We start from the raw sequence: 24408 nt of genomic DNA, 5'->3' as shown, positions 1-24408 counted from the left end.
AATTCGCAACACTTTAATTAAACGTAGCATAACAATGAAAAAACTATTGTCTTTTACATTGGCTTTAGCCTTGGCTCTGCCAGCTTTTGCTAATGAGGGCATGTGGCTCCCCCTCCTTTTGGGCCGCAACTATGAAGACATGAAAGCACACGGTCTTCAACTTACTCCCGAGCAGATCTATGACGTAAATAATGGTAGTCTTAAAGACGCTATTGTTTCTTTCGGTGGCTTTTGTACCGGCGAGATCATCTCTAACGAAGGATTGATCCTTACCAACCACCACTGTGGATATGGTCAAATTCAGTCGCACTCCAGCACTGAGCACGATTATCTTACCGATGGTTTCTGGGCTTATGAAAAAAGTCAAGAGCTCCCTAACGAAGGTTTGTTTGTTCGCTTCCTGGTACGCATGGAAGATGTTACCAACCGCGTTTTAAATGAGCTTAACGATGACATGAGCGAAGAAGAGCGCGCCAAAGCCATTTCTGAAATTGGAAAAACCATTTCAGATGAGGCTACCGATGGTACTCACTACGATGCCAACGTACGCAGCTTCTTTCACGGAAACGAATTCTACCTTTTCGTTTACGAAACTTTCAACGACATCCGCTTAGTTGGAGCACCTCCTTCTTCTGTGGGAAAATACGGTGGCGACACCGACAACTGGATGTGGCCTCGTCATACCGGTGACTTCTCTATGTTCCGTGTATATGCCGACAAAGACGGTAAGCCTGCACAATACTCTGAGGACAATGTTCCTTTAACTCCTAAACACTTCTTACCTGTAAACATTAGCGGAGTTCAAGATGGTGACTACACCATGGTAATGGGTTATCCCGGTTCTACCGACCGTTACTTAACCAGCTGGGGTGTAAAAGAGCAAATCGATCTTTACGGCCCTGCAGTAGTGCGTGTTCGTGACCTTAAATTAGAGGTAATGAAGCGTTATATGGAGCAAGATGATACTATTCGTATCCAATATGCTTCTAAGTACGCTCGTGTATCTAATTACTGGAAGTATTATATCGGTCAAACCGAGCAATTACAGAGTAATCACGTTTACGACAAGAAAAAGGCAATTGAAGACAAATTTGCCAAATGGGTAAATGCTGATGCCAAACGCAAAGCCAAATACGGCGAGGTATTAAAGATGTTTGCTGAGGCTTATGCCGAGACTAACAAAACTGTAAAAGCTGGAGTTTATGCTCGTGAGGCTGGTATTACCGGTCCGGAAATCGCTTTACAAGGACTTCGCTTCGGACGCACCATGCAAGCCTATTTTAATACGGCTGAGAAAATGGAAGAAACTGAGGACGAGGACACCAAAGCTCAGATGAAGACCGCCATGGAAAACATCATCAACAGCTTAAAAGACAATGCAGACGAGTTCTACAAGGACTACAATGCTAAGCTTGATCAAGATCTTACCTCCAATATGCTTTCATTATACTACAAGGATATTCCTGCTGATCAGCAGCCTGAAATTTTGAAAGAACTTGGCAAGAAGTACAAAGGTGACTTTGCTAAATATGCCGAGAAGCTTTTTGACAAGAGCATTTTAGCCAGTAAAGAAGAATTATTGGAATACCTCGAAGACCCTAAAGCCAAGACCCTGAAGAAAGACATGGGTATTGCCTTAGGTGAAGGGATGTACGCTGCTTACCAAGCTTCTAATGACAATGGTGAAATAGATGATAAGTTGGAAAAAGCCTACCGTTTGTTTACTGCCGGATTGCGCGAGATGAATTCTGATAAGAACTACTATCCTGACGCAAACAGCACCATGCGTTTAACCTATGGTACTGTAGGAAGCTACGATCCACGTGATGCCGTGCACTACAATCACTATACTACCGCAGAAGGTATTATGGAGAAGAAGAATAATGATGATCCTGAGTTTGTGGTTCCTGCCCATTTGGAAGAGCTTATCCAAGCTAAAGATTACGGTCGTTATGCTAATGAAGATGGTGAATTACCAGTATGCTTCATCCACAATACCGACATTACCGGTGGTAACTCTGGTAGCCCGGTAATCAATGCCCGTGGTGAATTGATTGGTACTGCCTTTGACGGTAACTGGGAAGCGATGAGTGGTGATATCAATTTCGAATCTGAAATTCAACGTACTATCTCGGTTGACGTTCGTTATACCCTCTTCATCATCGAAAAGTATGCAGGTGCTAAAAACCTGATTGCTGAGATGAAAATTATTACTGAGCCTGTTGCCGATTCTGATGCCATGACCATGGAAGAAGACAGCAGCAAAGAAGAGCCTAAAAAAGCGGCTAAAATGTAAGCCACGCTTGAAGCAAATTTTCCAAAAGCCGTCTCAGGAGTTTCTGAGGCGGCTTTTCTTTTACTCGACAAATCATAGCGGAGGCTCATAGTAGGGCTGCTTTAGCCCAGTGAATATTTACCTTGGGGAAAATTGCAGCAAGCATGCCTCGTTTTTTACTCCCTGTTTTTCTGGTATTATTTGGCTTTGGCCTTAAAGCAAACCATCAGCTCACCGCATTGGTCGACTATAAGGTAGATAGCATTGGCAGGGTTATATTCCGCATTCACCATTATGTAGAAAGCATCGGCAGCTTCCCGGTTAATGCCGGAAGCCTAAGCCTGGCCGGCCCCATTTCGGTTCAAGTCCCTTATGATAGTGCTACAAGCAAGATTCTTTACCTGGATTCCTGTGGTTTTAGTGTTTACGATTTGGTTTATGAAAGCAATCCCATAGATCTCAGTACTACCGCTCCGGGGCCGCAGGGTTATTATGAATTTACCTTTCAAGGATTGGCCGTTGCGCTGAACAACACTACCAATCTATTTGCCTCGCTCAGTTTAAAAATTTACCCCAGCCTCGACCCTTTTACCGGCGATTGGGTGGTTCACCCCGCCGGAACAATTAGCAGTTTGAAACATCCCTGGTTGCATCTTCAAAAACCGGGACAACGGAATTACTTGCCCATCGGAGTGTATTCTCCGGGACCAATGGTAGATTCAGTAATTACGGAGCCAAGCAATTTCCCCAATAATCACCCTTTTAACAGTGGCTACAACCTCTTCACCCCCTTGCCTGATAGCACTGAAGATCTAAACAGTGGTCCTAATCTCTATTCCTATCAATTACCAGGCTGGTCTTATGAAGTATTCGATAATCCCAATAGCAGTCAAACCGGGAAATATGCCTGTCCGGTGGAACTCAGCTATTACAGCGGTGGCCAGATTTATGCCTCTCAAAATTCCTGGGGACATTTGTACTTACTAGACACTACCGCTGCGGCCAGTCCTCCCATAATTGGGCTGGAGCATAATCAGACCTACATCCCTATTACAGGAAATAATTATGTAGACACCTTTGACCTTAGGGTAGGTGATAGTATCGAATTGGAAATAAGCAGTTTACTCATTTCAGGAGATTCCACCAGCTGGACAATTATTCGTAATGATTTTGATCCCGGTATTCGTCCTTTTAATCAAAACCCTGCCTTAGTTCCAGGGCCATTGATTAGCCTGAATACGGGTGGTGGTTTAAGCAGTGGCACCCCCAATCAACTAAAATTCACCTGGAAACCCCAGGCGGCGAATTACAGCTTCGGACCAAGGGAAGGCCGTTTGCTGCTGCGTACCGAAGCGCGCGAATGTTATCTCGAGGGTAGTAGCACCCTAAATCTCTTAATTCGCCTTCGGCCTACAAATGGCATTTACAGCAATAACTTTATGGGGATTGATAGCCTGCAGCTATGTGGCAATCAAACCAAAAAAATTCGCCTGGCCTATAACAGCAGTCCTCAAGCATCGGTTTACTGGTCGCCTGCTCAGTATATTGTAACTGCAGACACTCTCAACAACTTCCACCCTGATGTGCAGGCCAACCAATCTGGATGGTTGTACTTACGTGATAGCTTGAATGGTCAAAAACTGGATTCACTTTACATCCTGTTGCACGATCCGGCTCAAAGCCATATTCGTTTGCAAAACAGCAATGGTTCAATACATCTATTAGATTCCACCAATTTTGAGACCCGCTGGTTTGCCAATGGACTAGCCGCCATTCCTGATGCCAGCCAGGATCATTTAGACATCCGCGGAAGCGCTACCTACTGGTCAGAACTCGATCCGGGCATCAACTGCCTTTACCACAGCGACACCCTGAGAGTGCTGCCTAATGATATTTGGGGCTCGAATCTGCATCCCATGCAATGGCAGAGTCTAAATCAACATAATAGCCAAGCGCTCTATACCGACAGCCTCTACCGTTTGGACTTCACTATTAGTGAAGGGCGAAGCCTGCGAGAATTAACGATTTGGGGCTTACATCCCGACCTCACAAATAGCGGGCAAATGAAAGTTTGGCTCTATGAGAACAGCCAGATTGTTTGGCAAGACAGCCTACAAGTAGTGGGCACTATGGCACTGGTTTTTCAAGATTCCGTGCGGCTCGAGGCCGGAAATGACTATAGCTTAATCCTTCAAAAAACAGGACGCTTAAACTTCGACATGAAATGGTCTTCCCTCAGCCATTGGGATGTGCAAGCCTTGAGCTTTAAAAACAAGCGCAAGCAATCCGCGGCCAGCAGCGCGGGTTGGTCGGCCAGCAAACGATTCTTTGGCTTTGGGATGAAATTCGACTCCAATATTGGACTGGAAGAATGGACCAACATTCAAAAGTTGCAGGTGTATCCTAATCCCAGTGAAGGAAAAGTGATGGTAGTTGGAGATGATCGCTTAAAGGAAAAAACCCTACAAATTTTCGATCTGCAAGGGCGCTTATTGTGGCAGCAAGTCCCCAATTCTAAAGAAGAACTGCTTCAGCTTGGAGCTTGGGAACCCGGGCTTTATCGCATCGTTTGGGGTACTGCCTCTGAGGCCCTACGCCTACACTAAGCCAGGTTTATTCTCGAAATTTCATTCCCAAAAATCCATAGGAGCAGTTTCTACCTTTTTGCTATCTTAAGCCCCATGCGCGGACTGCTCATTTTTGTCGCTTTGCTCTTTTTGAACACAGCCTGTGATCAAGGGAAAATTGGCTCTTCACGCAATCGGGGTCCTAAAGCCGAATTGACTGGCCCGACCTTAGAACGCGATTTGGCGGAGATACAAGCCGATGGAAAATTAAAAGCCATAATGGTGTATAGCAGCACCACCTATTTCCTTTACCGAGGAGAGGCCATGGGCTATGAATATGAATTACTGAAGCGTTTAGCTCAGGATTTAGGTCTGGAACTGGAAATAGTATTAGCCAATAATATTGATGAGGTTTTTGATATGCTCAATCGCGGTGAGGGCGATATCATTGCTTATGGCCTTACCATTACCGAAGACCGGAAAAAGCTGATCACCTTTAGCGATTACCTCTACACCACTCATCAGGCCTTGGTGCAGCGCAAACCGCGCAATTGGCGGAGATTAAATCGTGATCAAATTGATCGAAAATTGGTGCGGGATGTTATCGACCTTATTGGCGATACCGTACATGTGCATCGGCGTTCTTCCTATTATGAGCGAATGCTTCATTTACAAGAAGAATTGGGGGGCAATATCAATATCGACACCATTATTGGTGATTATAATATTGAGGATGTAATTAAAATGGTGGTCGATGGTAAAATCAAATATGCCATTGCCGACTATAATGTGGCCTCCATCAATCAAACCTTCTATCCAATTTTAGATGTAGAAACGCCAGTAAGCTTTTCCCAGCGAATTGCCTGGGGTTTGCGTAAAAACTCTCCTGAATTAGAAAAGGAAGTGAACCGTTGGATTAAAGGCATGCGAAAGAATGGCACCTATGCCTTTATCTATAAGAAGTACTACGTGCATAAGAAGTCCTATAAACGTCGGGTGCAAAGCGAATTCTACAGTAAAAACAGCGGGCAGATCAGTAAATATGATGACTTGATTCGCCGGGCAGCGGATAGTCTGAGTTGGGATTGGCGGCTACTGGCCTCCCAGGTGTATCAAGAGTCGCGCTTCGATCCACAGTCTGAGTCATGGGCCGGAGCAGGTGGCTTAATGCAGATTATGCCAGGCACGGCAAATGATCTGGGCATAAATAACACTTACGATCCCGAGCAAAACTTAATGGCGGCAGCGGCATATCTGAAAGACATCTTCGATAAATTTGAGACTATTCCGGACACCATCCAGCGAATCAAATTTACCATGGCTGCTTACAATTGTGGCTATGGTCATTTACTGGATGCGCAACGTTTGGCGGCTCAAGCCGGATTAGACTCCCTGCAATTTGATGATGCTACAGCCCTATGGCTTCGAAAAATGGGGCAGTACAAGGTCTATTCAAATCCCATTGTTCGCTATGGTCCGGTGCGGGGTGAAGAGCCCTTCCGCTATGTGCGCGATATCTTTTTACGCTATGCACATTATCGACAATTAATTCCGGCAAGGCCTAGCGATAGCCTTGTGAGCTCTGCCGAGCTGCGGTAATTTTGCAGCATGAAGGAGCTGATCAGCATTTCAGGTGAAGAACTCTGGCTTTTACCCGAAAGGGCCATGTATTGGCCTGATAAACGCCGGCTTTTTATTGCTGATACCCATTTCGGGAAAATCAGTCATTTTCGGAAAAACGGCATCAAATTGCCTGAAGAGGCCGCGAAGGAGAACCTATTGCGACTCGAACGACTGCTCTATGCCACTCAAGCCAAAGAGGTTTATTTTTTGGGCGATCTTTTCCATTCCGAACTCAATCATGAATGGCTGGGTTTTAAGCAAGTTATAGCCTTATTCCCTTCTACCGAATTCCATTTAATTGGGGGCAATCACGATATTTTGGATGAGATGAGTTATTACCGTGCTCGACTAAAATACCACCCGGAAGGCTTAAAGTTGGGGCCCTTTTATTTAAGCCACGAACCCATGCAAGAATTTGAAGGCTACAATCTTTGTGGACATATTCATCCCGGAGTTCGCCTCAAGGGAGCGGGGCGTCAAAGTCTGCGATTGGCCTGTTATTTTTTTAGCCCCAATCAAGGAATCTTGCCGGCCTTTGGAGAGTTCACAGGCACCTTTAACCTTAAGGTAAAAAAGGAAGATCGGGTTTTTGTGATTGCCGAAAACCGGGTGATTCAGATCAACTAAAGGAACTTTTGCCAAATGCTGCGGCAATCATTTAAATAAGAAGTTCCGAATAAATTCAGGTGCACGAGCAGAGGATATAATTGATGATAAGGAATGCGCTCCTGCCAACCTCGCTCCAGGGGATAGCTTTCTTCATAGGCCTGAAAGACATTGACAGAAAAGCCCCCAAAGAGTTTCATCATGGCCAGGTCCATTTCGCGATGTCCATTATATACGGCCGGATCGATTAAAACCGGAATTCCGCCGGCCATGCAATAGGCATTGCCCGACCATAAATCACCATGAATAAAAGCGGGCTTTTCAGTGGGTACCAAATGAGGATAGGCGTTCACGAAAGCTTCGGAGCCTTTCAAGTCCTTTGTTTCCAAATATCCGGCATCAAAGGCTTTTTGCACCATATAAAGAATGCGGTGCTCGGCGTAGAAATCCGTCCAATCTTCGCTTTGATGATTAAGCTGATCTAATTTGCCAATATAATTTGGGCGATGCCAGCCAAAAAAATCTTGCTCCCGCAAATGCATCTGCGCCAGACCTTCACCTAAGGCCAATTCATATTCATCGCTTTTAAAACCCGGCTCTAAAAACTCTAAAAGCAAATAGGCATTTTGCTCCCATTCACCCAGGCCTAAAACTTCGGGTACCTTTAAAGGGCTGTGTTCTTTTAAAGAATTTAAACCATCGGCTTCCGCCTGAAAGAAATCCAATTTTGCCCCTTCCTGAAATTTCAGAAAAGCAGCCGGACCTTCTTGAAAATGAATTTGATAGGCAGCATTAATATCCCCTCCGGAAAGGGCTTGTAGATTTCGAATCGGGCCACGACCCAATTGCTCAGAAACTTGCTTACGAAATAACTCGGAGTTTACCATTACGGGCATCTTCCTCCATATACACTAAGAGACCTTGCCATTTGCTCAAAGCTTCCTTCAACATTTTGGCATTAAAGGGCTTGGGAATAAAATCATTCATTCCAGCTTCAATACAGCGCTTTTGATCGGCCACTTCCGCATTTGCTGTTACGGCAATAATAATAGGCCTTTGGGGCTGATCTTTAATAATTCTGCGGGTAGCCTCGATACCATCCATCTTGGGCATTTGCACATCCATAAAGATGATATGGTAACTATTGGTGATGGCCATTTCCCAGGCCTCTAAACCATTATTGGCCAACTCCACCTCATAACCCATGGTTTTCATAATCATCACCAGCAACTTCTGGTTAATGGGGTTATCCTCGGCATATAGAATTTTAAGGCCTTCGATCTTCTTGGTTTTCTGCTCTTCCTTCAGCTCCTCGGCATGTTTGCTGAGGTTCAAGCGTGGAGTTTTCAAAATGAAGTCGGCCCGAACCGTAGTTCCTTTGCCCTCTTCACTATCAATCCACATCTCGCCATCCATCATCTCAATGATATTGGCCGCAATGGTTAAGCCTAATCCGGTACCTCCGTGTTTACGGGTATTGCCCTCATCACCCTGATTAAAAGCCTGCACTACCTTATTGAGTTCTTCGGGTTTAATACCAATTCCGGTATCCGTAACCTTCATATGGAGTTTAACCCGATTGCCCTCTACGCTTTCCATGCGCAGATCAAAACCAATAATTCCTTTCTGGGTAAACTTCACTGCATTACCCACAATATGGTAAATCACCTGACCTAAGCGCTCGGGATCTCCAGCCAACTCATCCGGAATATTATCATCGTAGCTCAGTTTGAAGTTTACTGTGCTCGACAAATTATCAGTACCAGCCTGTTCTAAGGCCCGGTCTACTACTTCTTTGAGGTGGAATTTACGGGACTCAAGCTTTAATTCCCCCGAATCGATAGCGGAGAAGTTCAGCAGGTCCATCAATAGGTTATTGAGCTGCTCACTATTCTTGCGAATGGTTTCCAGCTTAGCCTGTTGATCTGGCTCCAATTTAGTTTTGGATAGAAAATCAGTCATCCCCATAATGGCATTCATCGGGGTACGCAACTCATGACTCACGGAGTTCATAAAGTTACGCTGCGAGACCATGGCCGTTTCACTCTGGGAGATATGCATGCGCATATTGTAGCCAAAACGCTGACTTAAGGCGATAGTCTGGCTCACCACGAAAACCAAATAAAGGAAGAAGGAAAGGAATAGGTGATTTACGCCAAAACCAAAGAAGGCCGACATTTTTAGGACCATCACTAAAATGAGGGACCCTACCGCAATGGAGGTAAACCAACTCATGGTATGAGACCAGCGAATAGCACGCAAATAGAATACGGTAGTCCCTACTAAAGCCAGGGCAATGAAGATCAGGTAATAATCAACAAAAGCGGTGAAATTCTGAGGAGGAAGTAAGACCGATATCGCCAAAAGGCCCGAAACAATGCCAATGCTATGGAAGATCCATTCCGGAGCCCGCCGCGCAATTAAATTCTTGTAGAAATAAGTGAAGAAAATCACACTCACATAGAGACTGAGATATTCGAGTCGAATCGCCACATGCCAGGACAGCCCCTGAAACACCTCATGCAAAATATAGGTATCGGTGCCAATAATGCGGTAGATATAGCTCAAGGCAAAAAGCCCGAAAAACAGAAAGGCAAAATCGTTTTTTTGGAAGTAGTAAACTATCAGGGAGAATACCGCCGCAATTAAAAGGGTGCCGGCAATAAAAAGGGACCCTGCTACCGCCATGTTTTTAAAGAAGAAAAAGCGGCTGGAAGGCCCGATAGCCATGGCAGCCACCGATCCACCTTTATGATGATGGAAATTGGAAACGTGTAGCACTAATCGGTTGGAGCCCTTGTTTAATTTGATCGCAAGCACCTTGGGCAGCCAATAAGGCTCAGCATCGGCTATATTACTAGCGACTTTACCATTATGCGAAATCTCTTCGCCATTTAAATAGAGCGCATAAGAACTGTAATATTCCGGTACGCGGATAGCGAGTTTATCACTGGCGCGCGAAGAATAAATATTCAGCTCGTAGCTGGCATAGCCCTTCGCGTGGTAATTATTTTTTTCGGTGGGTAAATCCGACCAGGGTTTAAGAATATCTACATAAACAGGACGATGTTCCAAATCAGCTTTACCTTCAGGATTCACTAATTCCTTCCAGTAGAAACGCCATTTACCATCTAATACCAGGTCTTCTTCCTCATTGTAGAAATTTTCATTGAGGGAGATTTCACCATTAAGCACCGAATTTGCCTCCAAGCGACTCAGCCAGGGCACAAATAGGAGCAATATGATGATTAGATACCTTCTCATTTCTGTAAACTGATCTAAGGGAACAAGGCTTGAACCAAAGTGTTCAAATAGCTGATCCTCAATATACTTAAATTAAAGACAGCTTGGCCATTCTTCCCATCCAAAGATGCTTTTTCTCAAAATGGGAATAATCAACAAGCTGTCCCTATATGGGAAGGAAAATTGCGAAATCGCAGCGAATGCCCCAAATCATTCACATCCAAAATCTACATTTTAATCACCTAATAAGTTGAAATTTTACGACTTATAGTATTCAATTTTGGAAGGTTTTTAGGTGCCGTAAATACTTGAGAGGTATCGCTCAAGGCCAGCATAAATTTTTTCAAAGCCAAAATCTCCTGATCTGATAAATTCAATGAATCCGCCGGTAAAGTTTGATGCTCCAGGGGAAGGCCCATTCCGGCCGCGCCACCTTGATTGTAAAAGTCTAATACCGACTCTAAATCCGGATAGGCGCCATTATGAAAATAAGGTGCCGTAAACTCCACATTGCGCAGTCCAGGGGTCTTGAAGGAGTTCTTAAAGAATGGTGCTTCATCCTGAACAACTCCACCCGCATAACGACCCAAATCGCCATCCAGCTTTTTCATATCCGGACTTTCCAGTACTCCCAAAACCTCACTTTCATTCTCCATATACATAGGTGGCACTAAGCCACTAAAGGTGGGCACAAAATGACAAGTGGCACAAGCTGCCTTTCCCATGAATAAGTTAAAGCCCTTAATCTCTTCCTCACTTAAGGCATCTGATTCCGAACGCAAATAGCGGTCTACTCGCGAATCATAAGATTGCAGCTGACTTAAAAAGGCCATAATTGCCTTGGATAAGGAATAGCGGTTTACGCGGCCTTGCTGCTCTGGGAAGGCTTTCTTAAAAAGGGTTTGATATTCTTCACTTTCTTCCAAACGACGGAAAATGCGGCGGTAATCGGAATCAAATTCCTGAGCACTGAAGATCACGTGCTCCATTTGGGTTTCCATGCGATCGGCCCGAAGATCATGGAAAAATTTCTCTGCATAAAGCACATTGTAAAGCCCGGGAGCATTGCGGCTAACCGTTCCTCCTCCCTTAGCCACACTTTTAACTAAGCCATCGCTATAGGCCTTATCGGGATGATGACAAGAGGCACAGGAACGATCTAAATCACCACTTAAAACCGGATCAAAGAAGAGCAGACGCCCTAATTTCTTTTGATGTTCAAATGCCTCATCCTTCGGCATTAAGCCGGTATAAAAAGACAGGTTTAAAAAGTCTGCACTAAAAATATGACGGCTTTCATAATTCACGGGCAATTCACCTCTATACACCTCAGCTGCCGTTTCATAAGCCAAATGATGATGCAAATCGAGTAAGGCACCATACAAGGGCTCAATAACTTCCCGAATAAATTCTGCGCGATTGAATGTTTCAAAATCACTTTGATTCAATAAGCGCTGACCTAAATCCCATTTCGCTTGAATCGCTTTTTCCAATTCTGACGCATCTGCATAAGCCAAATACAATTTTGCATAGTCTCCCATGGCTTGCCATACCACTGCTGATTCTTTCAAAGCCTCATCACTGGCTGGCGTATCGAAACCCGTTATACCCATGGCGGTAATGCGCACCAATCCCTGGCGTAATGCTTCAAATACCTGGCGATCGCTAAAATTCTGAACTTCGGAAAAGCGCTGCACTTGCCCTACTTGATATTCCAGATCCTTGGCCAATTTCTTTAGGGCCGGTAAATCCAGGGGCGCATCATAGAGCAATTCCTCCATGCGTTGCAATCCTTTGGGTTCTACCACCACCAAACGTGGTGCATTCCGTTCGGTTTTAGGAAGTGGAGCGCCATTGATAAAATCCTTCACATCCTGTGGTTGCAGGTAATCGAGCATAAACTCGATTTTCTTAAAACTCAATCGCAGGGACTTAAACTCTGCCTTGAGTTTGACCTGATCCCAATCTGCCGTATTCAAGCTTTGCTTAAAGCTTTCACTTTGCTCATGAAAAGCTTTTAGGTCCCCCACATAGCGAGATTTAATCTGCTGCACCGGACTTTGGGTGGGGCGAAAAGCGGTGAATACGGTAAATAGCAAAAGCAGGGAAAAGACTGCTAAAACAAGCTTGCGCATCTTGAATTTCTTAAAGCAAGAAAAGGGGAGCTTTCACTCCCCTCTTCTTTGGAATTGGTAATTCTTACTTAACCAAAAGTTTTTGAGTTACACCCGCAGCATTCTGGATGTAGTATACACCAGGCTGTAAGTGCGAAATATCGATGTTCTCAACGTTGCGATAAACGTTCATACGCTTGCCACTCACATTGTAGATAGCTACATCACTCAGCTCATTGAAGTATAAGGTACGAGTAGCAGGGTTAGGGTAAATTTGGAAAGCATCGCCTTCAAAAGCATTCTCAGGTAAACCGATAGTTACTTGATCCCAACCAGTGATAGCAACAGTCATAGAGTTGTTGAAAGGGAATGGGTTTCCTCCGTCAGGGTGTTGGCTGTTGAAAAGGATGGTTTTACCATCAGTAGTTCCGATGGCTCCGGTAATCTCTGCGCCAACTGGTACCACAGCAATACGGTGTAAATCATTCAAAGTAGGGTTGCTAATGCTCATATCCAACATGAATAATTCGCAGGTACGGTTACCAATACCAGCAGGAGTACGACCTTTAGAAGTACCGTTTAGGTCTTCGCAAATCAACATGTAGTTTTTACCGTTAATGGTGATTTTGTTCAATCCGTCAGGGTTAGAAAGGTGCTTGTCTGGATAAGAAGATACTGCAGGATCCACAGAGAAATAAGGACCACCTTCCACAAATACTGAAGTTTGCTCAGTTGCAGGATCGTACATCAATACACGACCGTAGTAATCCCAGTACTCAGAGCTGTCAGGAGTAATGGTTTTTCCGAATTCCGCACTCTGATCCATAGCGCGTTGCATGTGATGAGGAGCATACACACATCCAGCCGCAGCTGCACTACTCCAACGTCCGGCAGGGTTATCACGACCGGTTTCAGTCATGTACACTTTACCGTCGATTTCTACTACCCACTCTAAGCGGTTAAACATAGTAGCTCCAGCTACTACAGCTTGAGTATTGAAGTTTAACATATTGTCGAAGTCGCTATTATCGATTTCAACCCACTTGCTACCGGTAGCATCGTGCTTGTATACATAGGTTTTTCCAGTGGTGAAATCACCAGCATTGTCGGCAACGAATTTGGTAAAGAAACCAGGAGTATTATCCGCTCCTAAATAAACGGTTTTGTTGTCGGGCATAACGCATCCACCTTCGAAAGGCTGACGACCCCAGTTATATTGTTTGCGAATAGCAACTGCCTGGCGAGGATCGATCTCTACCATGTAGTTATAGTTCTCGTACTTTTTAATAGTCTCACCATTGTATCCTGGGAAACCATTAGCGGCAGCATAAGTAGAAGTTCCGGTACCAATGGTGAAGTCACCAGTGTCGCGGTCTGCCAAATCAGCATTAGAACCTCTCCACCACTCTTCAGCAGTCCAGATACGTCCGTCAGGACCAGTAATACCACCACAGTTCATTCCGGTTTCACCTACGGTGTTTGCAAAATCAACCGCGAAGAATTTACCTTGACGACCGTCATTTAAAGTTTGATCTACTACGATTAAAGAATCGGTAGCGGCATCACGACGTACTTTAAATACAGTCATTCCACCACCATCACCAATCTTATCGTTTTGGATCACCATTTCGTGGTTTACCGAAATCCAACCTAAGTCAGTTCCGTTATTATCTGGCGTAAAGCCGATGAAATCGTGCCATTGCTTAGCCAAAGCAGTATCAGCAGGGTTACCATAAGTAGGCGTAGTTTGCACTACATGGTGTCCACCAATAAACAAGTATTGGGTAATTAAAGGAGAAGCCGGTACCTGAACGGTAGTAGGCTCCCAGTTGGTTACATCAATCTCTGGAGAGAAAGTTTGGGCTTGCGCCGAAAGGCTCGCCGCGATGATTCCCACGCTTAGTACTAGTTTTTTCATGATCGTAATTCAATAGTGTTTGGATTCGATCGCAAATTTGCCCGCGGGACTTTAGCTTATTTCGTCGCCAGTCTTAAGAATATGTAATCAATCCAGGCCCCTCTTAACTTTCTAGGAACCTGGGCATAAAATTGGGCGGAAGGCCACTGACTCATTTTCCCGCCTTCAAAAAGCTAAACATTTGTTAACTAAGGCCAAGGATAAAACCCGAAGGTTATCTGTGCGTTAGGAACTTGAATATATATTTGAAAGCTTAGAAATCAGCGCGATGTCAAATCTTGCTTTTTAGTCTTTATCCACCTGAATAGCAGTCCATTTAAAGGGGTGAATTTAACAAGGCTTTAACGCCTGAAAAGTCGACAAACTAGCAATTTCGCATGCGGTCCAAAATCAGGACCTTAAACGCTGACCGATTTAAACATTTGAACCGAGTGATGGAAACAAGTCAAAGTGCCACGGATATTCGTGCCTTGAACGAAAAGATTGAAAAGGAAAGCGCCTTTATCGATCTGCTAATGATGGAAGTAAATAAATCCATTATTGGCCAAAAGCAAATGTTGGAACGCCTGCTGATTGCCCTCTTAGGAAATGGGCATATCCTCTTAGAAGGGGTTCCGGGACTGGCCAAAACCCTGGCCATTAAATCGCTGGCCCAGGCTATCGATGCCCAATACAGCCGGGTACAATTTACCCCCGACTTGCTGCCCAGCGATGTGATGGGTACCCAGATTTACAATATTCAGAAAAACGAATTTGCCATTAAGCAAGGACCGGTTTTCGCCAATTTTGTTTTGGCAGATGAGATTAACCGGGCCCCGGCCAAGGTGCAAAGTGCCTTGCTCGAAGCCATGCAGGAACGCCAGGTTACCATTGGGGAAACCAGCTTTAAACTACCCGATCCCTTTTTGGTATTAGCTACCCAAAACCCGGTAGAACAAGAAGGAACTTATCCCCTACCCGAAGCACAGAGCGACCGTTTTATGCTCAAGACCGTAATCACCTATCCTAAAATGGAGGAGGAACAATTGATTATGCGTCAGAATTTGAGCGGTGGTGCCCAGCCTATTCAAAAGGTAGTGTCGCTGGAAACCATCCAAAAAGCCCGCACCATGGTGCGCGAGGTTTATATGGATGAAAAGATCGAGCGCTATATCCTCGATATCATTTTCGCTACCCGCAAGCCCGAAGATTATCGCCTGCCTTCTTTAAAGCCCTTAATCGAGTTTGGTGCCTCACCGCGGGGTAGTATTGCCCTGGCAACTGCTGCCAAGGTATATGCCTTTATTAAGCGCAGAGGTTATGTAATCCCTGAAGATGTGCGCGCGGTAGTACTGGATGTATTACGCCACCGCATTGGTATTACTTATGAGGCTGAGGCCGAAAACGTAAGCAGCGAAGACCTTATCAGCCAAATTGTAGATCAGATCGAAGTACCGTAAATCCCGGCCGATCGCATGGAAACGCAAAAACTCTTACAAAAGGTTCGGCGCATTGAGATTAAAACTCGGCGGCTGAGCAATCACATCTTTTCGGGAGAGTATCACAGCTCTTTTAAAGGAAGAGGTATGGCCTTTAGTGAGGTGCGCCGCTATGAGTTTGGTGATGATATTCGCGCTATCGATTGGAATGTAACCGCTAAACTTAATGAGCCTTATATCAAGGTATTCGAAGAAGAGCGGGAGCTTACGCTGATGTTATTGGTAGACCTGAGCGGATCGGAAAACTTTGGTTCCCGCAATCAATTAAAACGGGAGATGATCACTGAGATTTGCGCCACCCTGGCCTTTTCAGCCATTCAGAATAATGATAAAGTGGGGGTAATCTTCTTTAGCGATACGGTAGAAAAGTTCATTCCGCCAGGTAAGGGGAAGTCCCATATCCTGCGCATTATCCGCGAGCTAATCGAATTTAAACCTAGCAGCAATAAAACCAATATTGCCGAGGCTTTGCGCTTTTTCAGTGCATTCCAAAAACGTCGCGCCATTGCCTTCGTTCTAAGTGATTTTATGGATAGCCGCTACCGCGATGCGCTTAAAATTGCCAGTCGCAAGCACGACCTTACCGGCATTCGCATTTTTGATCCCCGCGAGGAGGATTTACCCAATATTGGCCTTTTACCCATGCGCGATCCCGAAAGTGGTAAAACCCATTGGATCAATACCTCCTCTTCCAAATTGCGTAAGCAGATGAAAATGCGCTTCAAGGAATTTGAACGCTATTACCGCGAAAGCTTTCTACGCAGTGGGGCGGGTGATATCTCCATCCGGATTGATCATTCCTACCCCGCCGCTTTATTGGGATACTTCAAAAAACGCAGTCGATGAAAAGCCGAATTTTAGCCTTCATCCTGCTTTTAAGCAGTAGTGCTTTTGCCCAGCTTAGCTTTGAAGCGAAGGTGGATACCAATCAAATTAAATTGGGTGAGCCCATTCAATTAGAGCTCTCCGCCAAAGTTCCTAAAGCAGCTGAATACACTTGGCCCTTGCTCGAATCCGGTCAAAATGGAATTGAGATTATCGAAAGTGGAAAATTAGACAGCCTTATCAAAGGCGATTGGATTCAATTGCATCAAAGATTCACCCTTACCTCCTTCGATAGTGGTGAAGTGGAAATTCCGGCGCTGGAACTAAGCGTAGAAGACGAAGAAGTACAGCGCAGTTCGCCCATCGCCATTCTGGTTTATTTCCCGGAAATTAAGGAGGAGCAAGATTATTTTGACATCAAGGCACCGCGAGAAATCCCTTTCAATTACTGGCTCCTGGCCTATTGGGGACTGGGCGCGGCAGGATTAGCGGCCTTAATCTATTACCTCTGGAAATTTTGGCAGAAGCGCAAAAACCGGGGTGAAAAGCAGGTAGAAGAAATTCAAATTCCACCTATTGAATGGGCTTTGGAAGAACTCAATAAGCTGGAAGCTAAAGGCCTCTGGCAAGACGGAAAAGCCAAAGCTTACTTCAGCGAATTAGATGAAATCCTCAAGATATTCCTGGAGCGCAAATTTGGCCTCAAAGCACTGGAATCTACCGCCGAGGAATTAATTGTAAAGATCAAGCCGCTCTGCAAGGAAGAAAGACATTTCAATAATTTGAAGAACAGCCTGCGCTTAAGCGCGATGGTGAAATTTGCCCGCCAACAAAGCTTGCCGGAAGAAAATGTACAGGCCCTGGATGCCGTGCGTGATTTTGTAAACAGTCAAGAAGCCCCAAAATTGGAAGCCGATGTTTGATTACGAATTTCAAAATCCCGAATTCCTTTGGCTGCTCTGCCTCTTGCCTGTTTTAGGCTTTTGGTATTATTGGCGGCGCAAGGATAGCCATCCGGAAATACGCTTTCCCGAAGCTTCCTTTTTAGCCCAGTCGAAATTTAATCGTGGAGCCCTGCTCTATGCTTTGCCCTGGGTGTTGCGAATTTTCAGCATTGCCCTGCTCATCGTCGCTATGGCCCGCCCGCGGAATACCGAGGAGAATAACCGCAGTCGCAGTAGTGAGGGTATCGACATTGTAATGGCCCTGGATGTTTCGCCCTCTATGCTGGCCCAAGACCTTAAGCCCAATCGGCTGGAAGCCACCAAAAAAGTAAGCACGGAATTTATCGACGGACGTCCCAATGACCGTATTGGCCTGGTGGTTTATGCGGCGGAGAGCATGACTCAAATGCCCCTGACCAGCGATCATGCCCTGCTTAAAAACAGCCTTAACGATTTGCGCTACGGCTTCCTGGCTAATGGAACCGCCATCGGCATGGGCCTGGCCACCACCATCAATCGATTAAAAGACAGCAAGGCGCAAAGTAAAGTTGCCATATTATTAACCGACGGTGAGAATAATGCCGGCGAAATTGAACCCCTATCTGCTGCCGACTGGGCCAAAGAATTTAATATCCGAGTATACACCATTGGGGTGGGCACCAATGGAATGGCCAAAACGCCTGTTGCTCAAGACGGTCGCGGTGGTTTTTATTATGAGCGTGTGCCGGTAAAAATTGACGAAGAACTTTTAAAAGAAATCGCCGATCGTACTGGTGGCAAGTACTTCCGGGCAACCGACAATAAAAAACTGGATGCCATTTATAAGGAGATCGATTCCCTCGAAAAAACCAAATTGAAGGAAATCCGCTTCTATACCTACGAAGAGAAATTTGGTCTCTTTGCCCTCTCGGCCCTGGGACTTTTCCTACTGGAGATTCTATTGCGTTACACCCTCTTAAAGAGCTTTGTATAATGTATCGATTAGAGGAACCCACATATTTCTACCTGCTCCTCTTGATACCCCTAATGTTGGTGGTATACAGCCTCTATCTGGCTTGGCGCCGAAGAGCCCAAAAGGCATTTGGCGATAAAGAGCTATTGGAAAAACTCAGCCCCGAGCGCAGCCAGAATAAGCCTAGCTTAAAATTCATCATTTACCTTACGGTGATTGCTCTTATCAGCATGGCATTGGTAAATCCACAGATCGGCAGCCGCATGGAAAAGGTACAGCGCGAAGGCTTAGATCTGGTTTTTGCTATTGATGTGAGCAAGAGTATGCTTTGCGAAGATGTACAACCCAATCGATTAGATCGGGCCAAACTGCTGATTTCCCGCACCGTAGATGAATTGGTGAGCGATCGCATTGGCATTATCACCTATGCTGGTCATGCCTATCCGCAATTACCCATCACTACTGATTACAATGCGGCCAAGCTCTTTTTGCAAAATATTAATACCGACCTCATCCCCTCACAAGGAACGGCCATTAGCGATGCTATCGATCTGTCGACCCGCTTTTTTAATGATGAAGAGCAGCCCAATCGCTTATTGGTAATTCTTTCCGATGGTGAAGATCATGAAGAGGGAATAGATGATGTGATCAGCAAGGCCTTGGATAAGAACATTCAGATTTATACCATTGGCTTTGGAACCGAAAGAGGTGGCCCCATTCCTATAAAACAAGGAGGAAACATTACAAGCTATAAAAAGGATCAAAACGGAGAAACCGTAATTACCAAGCTCAATTCTAGTCTTCTCAAGCGAATTGCCGCCGAAGGAGATGGAAAATATTTTTCTGGAAATCGCAGCAAGGCGGCGGTGGACTTCTTAATGGAGGAAATGATGAAGATGGAGAAATCCGAGTTTGAAAGTGAATTGTATGCGGATTATGAGGATCAGTTTCAATGGCTATTAGCCCCGGCTCTCCTGCTTTTAATTTTGGATGTCTTCATCCTCGAAAGAAAAACCCAATGGTTTAAGAACCTAAATTTATTCGATCGTCATGAAGAACTTTAGTTTGATTTTAGGCATCTTATTGAGCATCGGCTTGCAAGCCCAGGAAGTTCGCAAGCAGATTAAAGAAGGGAATAAGGCTTTCGCCGAAAGGGCCTTCGATGAAGCGGAGATCAAATACCGTGAAGCCGCAGCTCTTGCAGAAGAGAAGGACCTCTCTGTAAGTCAATACAATTTAGGAGATGCCCTCTACAAACAAGAGCGCTATCAAGAAGCGATCGAAGCCTTCGAGCTCAGCCTGGCCCGTACCGAAGATCCGGCCCGGAAAGCGGAAATCTATCATAACCTGGGGAATTCTTACCTCAAAAATGAGCAATTAAAAGAGGCTATACAGGCCTATAAAAACGCTTTAAAGCATAATCCTGCGGATGAAGAAACCCGCTATAATCTGGCTAAGGCCCTAGCGGAACAGAAAAAACAGCAAGAGCAGCAAAAACAAAAAGGCGATTCCAATCAAAAGGAAAAGCAGGATCAAGATCAGAAACAAGATAATCAGGATAAAAACAAGAATTCCGATTCGCAGCAAAATCAAGATCAGAAAAAAGATAATCAGGATAAACAGGATCAGAAGGGTGAGAATTCGGATGATCAAAAATCTCAGGAGCCCCAAAATCAGGAAGGTCAGAACTCTGAGGATCAAGAACAGCAAGGCGAGCAAGATTCTCAGCAAAACCCTAAAGAACAACAAAAGCAAGAGCAACAGAAAGGTGGCGCTAATGGCAAAGAGTCACAAGCTGAAAAAAAAGCCGCTCAAGCGGAGAAAGAAGCTGCCCAGCAGAGTCGCGAAAACATTGAACGTTTACTGCAAGCCTTGCAAAGAGCCGAACTTGAAACTCAGGCCCGCCTCCAGCGTAAGAAGATGAAAGCCAAACCCAATCCCGGATCAAAAGACTGGTAATGAAAACTTGGATTTATCTCATAGCATTTAGTCTGCAATTAGGCTGGCTTCCCGCTCAAGTGAGTTTTCGGGCGGAAGTAGATCGCACGGAAGTAAACCAAGGGCAGCAATTTCGGGTCAATTTTGTGATCAAACAAGAAGGCCGTGGATTTCAAGCGCCCTCCTTCGAAGGATTTCGGGTTTTAGGCGGACCAGCAACCTCCATCAGTTCTTCCATTGATAATAGTGGGGTGCGCTATTCCCTCACCTACACCTATTATCTTAGGGCTGATCAAATAGGGGAACATATCATCGGGCCGGCTAAAATTCAGGTGAAGGGTAAGAGCTACCAAACGCAAAACCTGAAAATAAAGGTGGTGGAAACCAAGCGTACTCAAAGTTCCACCGAACCTGAATTGGCCTTTATAAAACCCTATGCCAATAAAACCACCGTTTATGTGGGTGAACCCCTGATGGTGGCCAACCGCATTTACATCCGCAAGCAATTGCAAGCCGGTCGTTTCAATTTCGAAGAAACACCCAAATTCGAAGGTTTTTACAAGGAAAAAATTCAACGGAACAATCTCAATGAAAAGCTGGAATACATCAATAACTTGGCTTATGTCACCGCCAATATTGATGAGGAAGTCATCATTCCGCAAAAAGCCGGCAGCTTCGATTTGGGCTCATCCACCATAAGCCTTCCCGTGCGGGTAAATACCGGAAAAAGAGATTATTTCGGCTTCCCTTTAAGCACGACCAAAGAATTAAGCTTGCAGGCCAATTACCCCAAAATCACGGTTAAACCGCTGCCCGATAAAGGTCGGCCCCAAAACTTCAGTGGTGCGGTGGGCGACTTTAGTATTAAATCACAGATAAGCAGCACCGAAATTAATATGGATGGCAGCATCAGCTATACCATTCGCATTGAAGGAAAGGGCAATATCAAATTTGTAGAACTGCCGGAAATAGAGTTCCCCTCTGCCTTTGAGGTCTTCGATCCCGAGATTAAAGAAAGTAGCAGCGTTAATGCCCGAGGCATGAGCGGCTATAAGGAAATTGAATACTTGCTGGTTCCTCGCTATGGTGGTAGCTACAAAATTGAGCCTATCGTTTTCAATTATTTCGACCCTAAGCAAGAGCGCTATGTGCAATTGGAAACCGAGGCTTTTGAAGTGAGCATTAAGGGGGGTAAAGCCGCACCCAATAGTTCAAAATCTCCCTTGGCCGGCGAAAGCACTAGTGATGCAGTAGATTTCTTGAATAAGGACATCCTCTTTATCAAAACCAAGGCTTCGAACTGGCATAATCCCAATGAACAATTTTTAGGTTCGGGCTCTTTCTGGGGCTGGTTGTTGAGTTTAGTCTCATTAGGACTTTCGCTGATCGCCATTTGGTGGCGCAAAAAAGCAGAGTTTACTAATCGGGATAGCCTTCGTAAACAGCGGGCAGGGAAAGCGGCTTTAAAGAAATTGCGCAAAGCTCAGGAAGCTCTAAAAGCCAATGATGCGGAACTCTTTTACCAGGAATTGGAAACAGCCATTATTGGCTTCTTCAGCGATAAATTTGATCGAGGTGTTAGCGGCTTAAGCAAAGAATACTTGCAAGAGCGTTTGAGCAAAGCCCAGGTTTTGGAGAGCGATATCAAAGCCCTTTTAGAGCTTTTGGAAAAATCGGAAATGGCCCGTTTCACCGGACTAAAACTGGAAGCCGCCGCCCAGGATTACGATCGCGCTATTGAAGTACTCACCGAAATCGAAAAGCAGTTATGAGAAAATTCCTTTTCATCGGAGTGATATTGATTCAGGCCTTGCCCATATTGGCCAGCAATGCCCTATTTGAGCAAGCCAATAAGGCCTATCAAGAAGAAGACTTTTTAAAAGCGGTAGAGCTCTACGATAGCATTGCCGCTCAAGGAGAAGTAAGTGCGGCCCTCTATTATAATTTGGGCAATGCGCATTATGAAAACGGTGCCCTGGCCAAGGCCATTCTCAATTATGAGCGCGCTTTGCGCTTAGATCCTAAGGACGAAGAAATTCAGCATAATCTGGCCCTGGCAAAAAGCAAGCGTATCGACCGTTTTGAAGAGATGCCTCAAAACCTCTTTAAGGCCTTTCGATTGAGTGTATTGCAAATGTTCCAGCCGGATAATTGGGCGCGTTTAGCCCTGGGATTTCTGGCCTTGGCTTTGGCCGGATTGGCCCTTTACCTCTTTAGTTCCTATGGCCGGATTGGTTTTGTGAGCCTGCTCGGCGGAAGCCTGCTCAGCCTCTTCAGCTTAATTATGGCCTATAGCCATCAGCATTATCGCGAAGAGCATCCGGGACTCATCATTATGTCTGACTCCGCCTATGTAAAAAGCGGACCGGGCTCGGAGGCCGAAGACCTCTTCATCTTACATGCCGGCACCAAAGGAGAGCAATTAGACCATTTTGAAGGTTGGACCAAATTGCGATTAATCGACGGAAAAATCGGTTGGTTACCGGATGAAGATATCGAGCAAATCCCCTAAATCCCGGGTACCGAAATCCCTCTGAGATTGCGATACAATTCCAGGGCATAATTGTCGGTCATGCCGCTTACAAAGTCCAGAATGCACATCACCTTTTCATAAGGTCGATCCTCTTCTTCAAATTGAAATTGATTGGGAATTAAAGCCAGTACTTTTTGATGTCGTTTTTGGCGATCATCCTTAGCTAAGAGGGCTGCCTCCACAAAATCCTCAATCAGACCGCTCATAATTTTAAAGCCTGCCAATTCGATTTTCATCACACTATCGTGATTGTAAATCCTACCGATGGATTTCTTTTCAATCTGCTTCAGCGCATTTTGATAGGGCTTGAGGCTATCCAATAAGGAAGTACTGAAATCGCCCCTAAGAATCACTTCCTGATTAGCTAAAAACGCATCGGCGCAAGCCTGAACTAAAGCATTAATCACCTTGGCTCTTAAATAGGCCACCGACTCATTTTTATCCTCGCGCAGGTTCTCCAGGTTATGGCGTAAGCGGCTCATATCTGTATTAGGATCCTGCTCCAGCACCCGCATAAAATCCTCCTTCACCTCCTCAAAGCTGAGGATGCCCAAGCGATGTGCATCTTCATAGTCGATAATACTGTAGCAAATATCATCAGCCGCCTCTACCAAGTACACAAAGGGATGCCGACGATAAGCCAGGGGTTTTTCGCTATCCAAAGCCAAGGGGAACTCTTTTACAATAGCCTCAAATACCTCCTGATCATCTTGAAAGAAACCATATTTACTGCGGTGCTTGCCCTTCTTTTTATCGCGGGCCAGGCTTTCGCATGGATATTTTAAGATGCTGGCCAAAGTGGTGTAGGTCATTTGCAGACCACCTTTCATGCGACCTTTAAATTGTCGACTGAGCAAACGCAGGGCATTGGCATTGCCTTCAAAATGGGTAAGGTCTTCCCATTCGCCGGCGGTAAATGCCGCTCTAAAACCTTTGTCGTGCTCGCGATCGAGGAAGTATTTGGAAATGGCTTCTTCACCCGAATGCCCAAAAGCAGGATTACCTAAATCGTGGGCCAAGCAGGCCGCGGAAACCACCGACTTTAATTGGTTACGGTAAAAATCGCGGGCCTTTTCATCCTCCTTAAGGGAGGGCAAATTGGCCAGTTTTTCCCCAACTATCATCCCCAAAGAACGCCCCACGCTTACCACTTCTAAAGAGTGGGTAAGGCGATTATGCACAAAAACCCGTTCTGGCAATGGGAATACCTGGGTCTTGTTTTGCAAGCGCCTAAAGGCGGATGAGAAAATAATACGGTCGTAGTCCCTTTCGTAAACCGATCGCGCATCTTCGGGCATACGATCGTCGCCAAAGCGGCGCGGGCTGTAGCAATTTTTCCAGCTCAATTCCATGGCTTAAAGGTCGGGAGCTTTTTGTTATCGGCAAATTTTC

The 24408-nt window shown here is 45.2% G+C and carries 17 protein-coding genes; 12 read left to right on the top strand and 5 right to left on the bottom strand.

Annotation, left to right across the window (positions count from 1 at the left end; all coding sequences use genetic code 11):
- The first annotated feature begins 34 nt into the window (after nucleotides 1-34).
- The 4 genes from ACO05P_RS13795 (at nucleotide 35) to pdeM (ending at nucleotide 7092) form a co-directional block, all read left to right on the top strand.
- Nucleotides 35-2296 carry a S46 family peptidase gene (locus tag ACO05P_RS13795; RefSeq protein ID WP_421751690.1) on the top strand — a complete coding sequence of 754 codons (2262 nt, stop codon included), beginning with the start codon at nucleotides 35-37 and terminating at the stop codon, nucleotides 2294-2296.
- 143 nt (nucleotides 2297-2439) lie between these two features.
- The gene (locus ACO05P_RS13790; protein WP_421751688.1) at nucleotides 2440-4881 is read left to right on the top strand and encodes a T9SS type A sorting domain-containing protein; all 2442 of its coding nucleotides are present in this window, start codon (nucleotides 2440-2442) and stop codon (nucleotides 4879-4881) included.
- Between the two features lie 75 nt (nucleotides 4882-4956).
- Entirely contained in the window at nucleotides 4957-6441 is a 1485-nt protein-coding gene (locus ACO05P_RS13785) for a transporter substrate-binding domain-containing protein (RefSeq protein ID WP_421751686.1), read from the top strand.
- Between the two features lie 9 nt (nucleotides 6442-6450).
- Complete coding sequence (pdeM, locus tag ACO05P_RS13780; protein WP_421751684.1) at nucleotides 6451-7092, top strand: ligase-associated DNA damage response endonuclease PdeM; 642 nt, start codon at nucleotides 6451-6453, stop codon at nucleotides 7090-7092.
- Here the strand turns inward: pdeM and ACO05P_RS13775 are convergent.
- The 4 genes from ACO05P_RS13775 to ACO05P_RS13760 all read right to left on the bottom strand — a co-directional run bounded on the left by ACO05P_RS13775 (nucleotide 7089) and on the right by ACO05P_RS13760 (nucleotide 14346).
- Nucleotides 7089-7958: a fructosamine kinase family protein gene (locus ACO05P_RS13775; RefSeq protein ID WP_421751683.1), complete on the bottom strand. Its 870-nt coding sequence runs from the start codon at nucleotides 7956-7958 to the stop codon at nucleotides 7089-7091. The two genes, pdeM and ACO05P_RS13775, sit on opposite strands and share 4 nt — an antisense overlap.
- A complete protein-coding gene (locus ACO05P_RS13770) occupies nucleotides 7933-10335 on the bottom strand; it encodes a response regulator (RefSeq protein ID WP_421751682.1) in 2403 nt (800 codons plus the stop codon). Before ACO05P_RS13770 ends, ACO05P_RS13775 begins: the two co-directional genes overlap by 26 nt.
- Nucleotides 10336-10556: 221 nt before the next feature.
- A complete protein-coding gene (locus ACO05P_RS13765; protein ID WP_421751681.1) occupies nucleotides 10557-12449 on the bottom strand; it encodes a cytochrome-c peroxidase in 1893 nt (630 codons plus the stop codon).
- Between the two features lie 64 nt (nucleotides 12450-12513).
- On the bottom strand, nucleotides 12514-14346 hold the full coding sequence (locus ACO05P_RS13760; protein ID WP_421751680.1) for an alkaline phosphatase PhoX: 1833 nt from the start codon (nucleotides 14344-14346) through the stop codon (nucleotides 12514-12516).
- Nucleotides 14347-14780: 434 nt separating this feature from the next.
- Here ACO05P_RS13760 and ACO05P_RS13755 point away from each other — a divergent pair, with 434 nt between their 5' ends.
- Genes ACO05P_RS13755 through ACO05P_RS13720 form a run of 8 tightly spaced genes read left to right on the top strand, consistent with a single transcriptional unit; the run spans nucleotide 14781 to nucleotide 22995 of the window.
- Complete coding sequence (locus ACO05P_RS13755; protein ID WP_421751679.1) at nucleotides 14781-15785, top strand: AAA family ATPase; 1005 nt, start codon at nucleotides 14781-14783, stop codon at nucleotides 15783-15785.
- A 15-nt stretch (nucleotides 15786-15800) separates the two neighbouring features.
- Nucleotides 15801-16670: a DUF58 domain-containing protein gene (locus tag ACO05P_RS13750; RefSeq protein WP_421751678.1), complete on the top strand. Its 870-nt coding sequence runs from the start codon at nucleotides 15801-15803 to the stop codon at nucleotides 16668-16670.
- Nucleotides 16667-17572 (top strand): hypothetical protein, encoded by a 906-nt coding sequence (locus ACO05P_RS13745; RefSeq protein ID WP_421751676.1) that lies wholly within the window; start codon nucleotides 16667-16669, stop codon nucleotides 17570-17572. The genes ACO05P_RS13750 and ACO05P_RS13745 overlap by 4 nt, the downstream gene beginning before the upstream one ends.
- The gene (locus tag ACO05P_RS13740; protein WP_421751675.1) at nucleotides 17565-18566 is read left to right on the top strand and encodes a vWA domain-containing protein; all 1002 of its coding nucleotides are present in this window, start codon (nucleotides 17565-17567) and stop codon (nucleotides 18564-18566) included. The genes ACO05P_RS13745 and ACO05P_RS13740 overlap by 8 nt, the downstream gene beginning before the upstream one ends.
- Nucleotides 18566-19609, top strand: coding sequence for a VWA domain-containing protein (locus ACO05P_RS13735; protein WP_210757170.1), 1044 nt, complete (start codon nucleotides 18566-18568; stop codon nucleotides 19607-19609). The genes ACO05P_RS13740 and ACO05P_RS13735 overlap by 1 nt, the downstream gene beginning before the upstream one ends.
- Nucleotides 19596-20504 carry a tetratricopeptide repeat protein gene (locus ACO05P_RS13730; RefSeq protein WP_421751673.1) on the top strand — a complete coding sequence of 303 codons (909 nt, stop codon included), beginning with the start codon at nucleotides 19596-19598 and terminating at the stop codon, nucleotides 20502-20504. Before ACO05P_RS13735 ends, ACO05P_RS13730 begins: the two co-directional genes overlap by 14 nt.
- Nucleotides 20504-22255, top strand: coding sequence for a BatD family protein (locus ACO05P_RS13725; RefSeq protein ID WP_421751672.1), 1752 nt, complete (start codon nucleotides 20504-20506; stop codon nucleotides 22253-22255). The genes ACO05P_RS13730 and ACO05P_RS13725 overlap by 1 nt, the downstream gene beginning before the upstream one ends.
- Nucleotides 22252-22995 (top strand): tetratricopeptide repeat protein, encoded by a 744-nt coding sequence (locus ACO05P_RS13720; protein ID WP_421751671.1) that lies wholly within the window; start codon nucleotides 22252-22254, stop codon nucleotides 22993-22995. The genes ACO05P_RS13725 and ACO05P_RS13720 overlap by 4 nt, the downstream gene beginning before the upstream one ends.
- Here the strand turns inward: ACO05P_RS13720 and dgt are convergent.
- Nucleotides 22992-24362 carry a dGTP triphosphohydrolase gene (dgt, locus tag ACO05P_RS13715; protein ID WP_421754909.1) on the bottom strand — a complete coding sequence of 457 codons (1371 nt, stop codon included), beginning with the start codon at nucleotides 24360-24362 and terminating at the stop codon, nucleotides 22992-22994. The genes ACO05P_RS13720 and dgt overlap by 4 nt on opposite strands.
- Nucleotides 24363-24408: the final 46 nt, after the last annotated feature.

The sequence above is a fragment of the Croceimicrobium sp. genome, assembly GCF_965228705.1.
Taxonomy (GTDB): Bacteria; Bacteroidota; Bacteroidia; order Flavobacteriales; family Schleiferiaceae; genus Croceimicrobium.
The sequence above is the reverse complement of the archived record's forward strand: the minus strand, read 5'-3'. Positions and strand labels throughout refer to the sequence as shown.

Bases quoted from the DNA above. Each gene is read 5' to 3' on its own strand.
- ACO05P_RS13735 (WP_210757170.1), top strand. From the start codon at position 18,566: ATGTATCGATTAGAGGAACCCACATATTTCTACCTGCTCCTCTTGATA.
- ACO05P_RS13785 (WP_421751686.1), top strand. From the start codon at position 4,957: ATGCGCGGACTGCTCATTTTTGTCGCTTTGCTCTTTTTGAACACAGCC.
- ACO05P_RS13720 (WP_421751671.1), top strand. From the start codon at position 22,252: ATGAGAAAATTCCTTTTCATCGGAGTGATATTGATTCAGGCCTTGCCC.
- ACO05P_RS13760 (WP_421751680.1), bottom strand. From the start codon at position 14,346: ATGAAAAAACTAGTACTAAGCGTGGGAATCATCGCGGCGAGCCTTTCG.
- ACO05P_RS13770 (WP_421751682.1), bottom strand. From the start codon at position 10,335: ATGAGAAGGTATCTAATCATCATATTGCTCCTATTTGTGCCCTGGCTG.
- ACO05P_RS13755 (WP_421751679.1), top strand. From the start codon at position 14,781: ATGGAAACAAGTCAAAGTGCCACGGATATTCGTGCCTTGAACGAAAAG.
- ACO05P_RS13775 (WP_421751683.1), bottom strand. From the start codon at position 7,958: ATGGTAAACTCCGAGTTATTTCGTAAGCAAGTTTCTGAGCAATTGGGT.
- ACO05P_RS13745 (WP_421751676.1), top strand. From the start codon at position 16,667: ATGAAAAGCCGAATTTTAGCCTTCATCCTGCTTTTAAGCAGTAGTGCT.
- pdeM (WP_421751684.1), top strand. From the start codon at position 6,451: ATGAAGGAGCTGATCAGCATTTCAGGTGAAGAACTCTGGCTTTTACCC.
- ACO05P_RS13790 (WP_421751688.1), top strand. From the start codon at position 2,440: ATGCCTCGTTTTTTACTCCCTGTTTTTCTGGTATTATTTGGCTTTGGC.
- ACO05P_RS13725 (WP_421751672.1), top strand. From the start codon at position 20,504: ATGAAAACTTGGATTTATCTCATAGCATTTAGTCTGCAATTAGGCTGG.
- ACO05P_RS13730 (WP_421751673.1), top strand. From the start codon at position 19,596: ATGAAGAACTTTAGTTTGATTTTAGGCATCTTATTGAGCATCGGCTTG.
- ACO05P_RS13740 (WP_421751675.1), top strand. From the start codon at position 17,565: ATGTTTGATTACGAATTTCAAAATCCCGAATTCCTTTGGCTGCTCTGC.
- ACO05P_RS13765 (WP_421751681.1), bottom strand. From the start codon at position 12,449: ATGCGCAAGCTTGTTTTAGCAGTCTTTTCCCTGCTTTTGCTATTTACC.
- ACO05P_RS13750 (WP_421751678.1), top strand. From the start codon at position 15,801: ATGGAAACGCAAAAACTCTTACAAAAGGTTCGGCGCATTGAGATTAAA.
- ACO05P_RS13795 (WP_421751690.1), top strand. From the start codon at position 35: ATGAAAAAACTATTGTCTTTTACATTGGCTTTAGCCTTGGCTCTGCCA.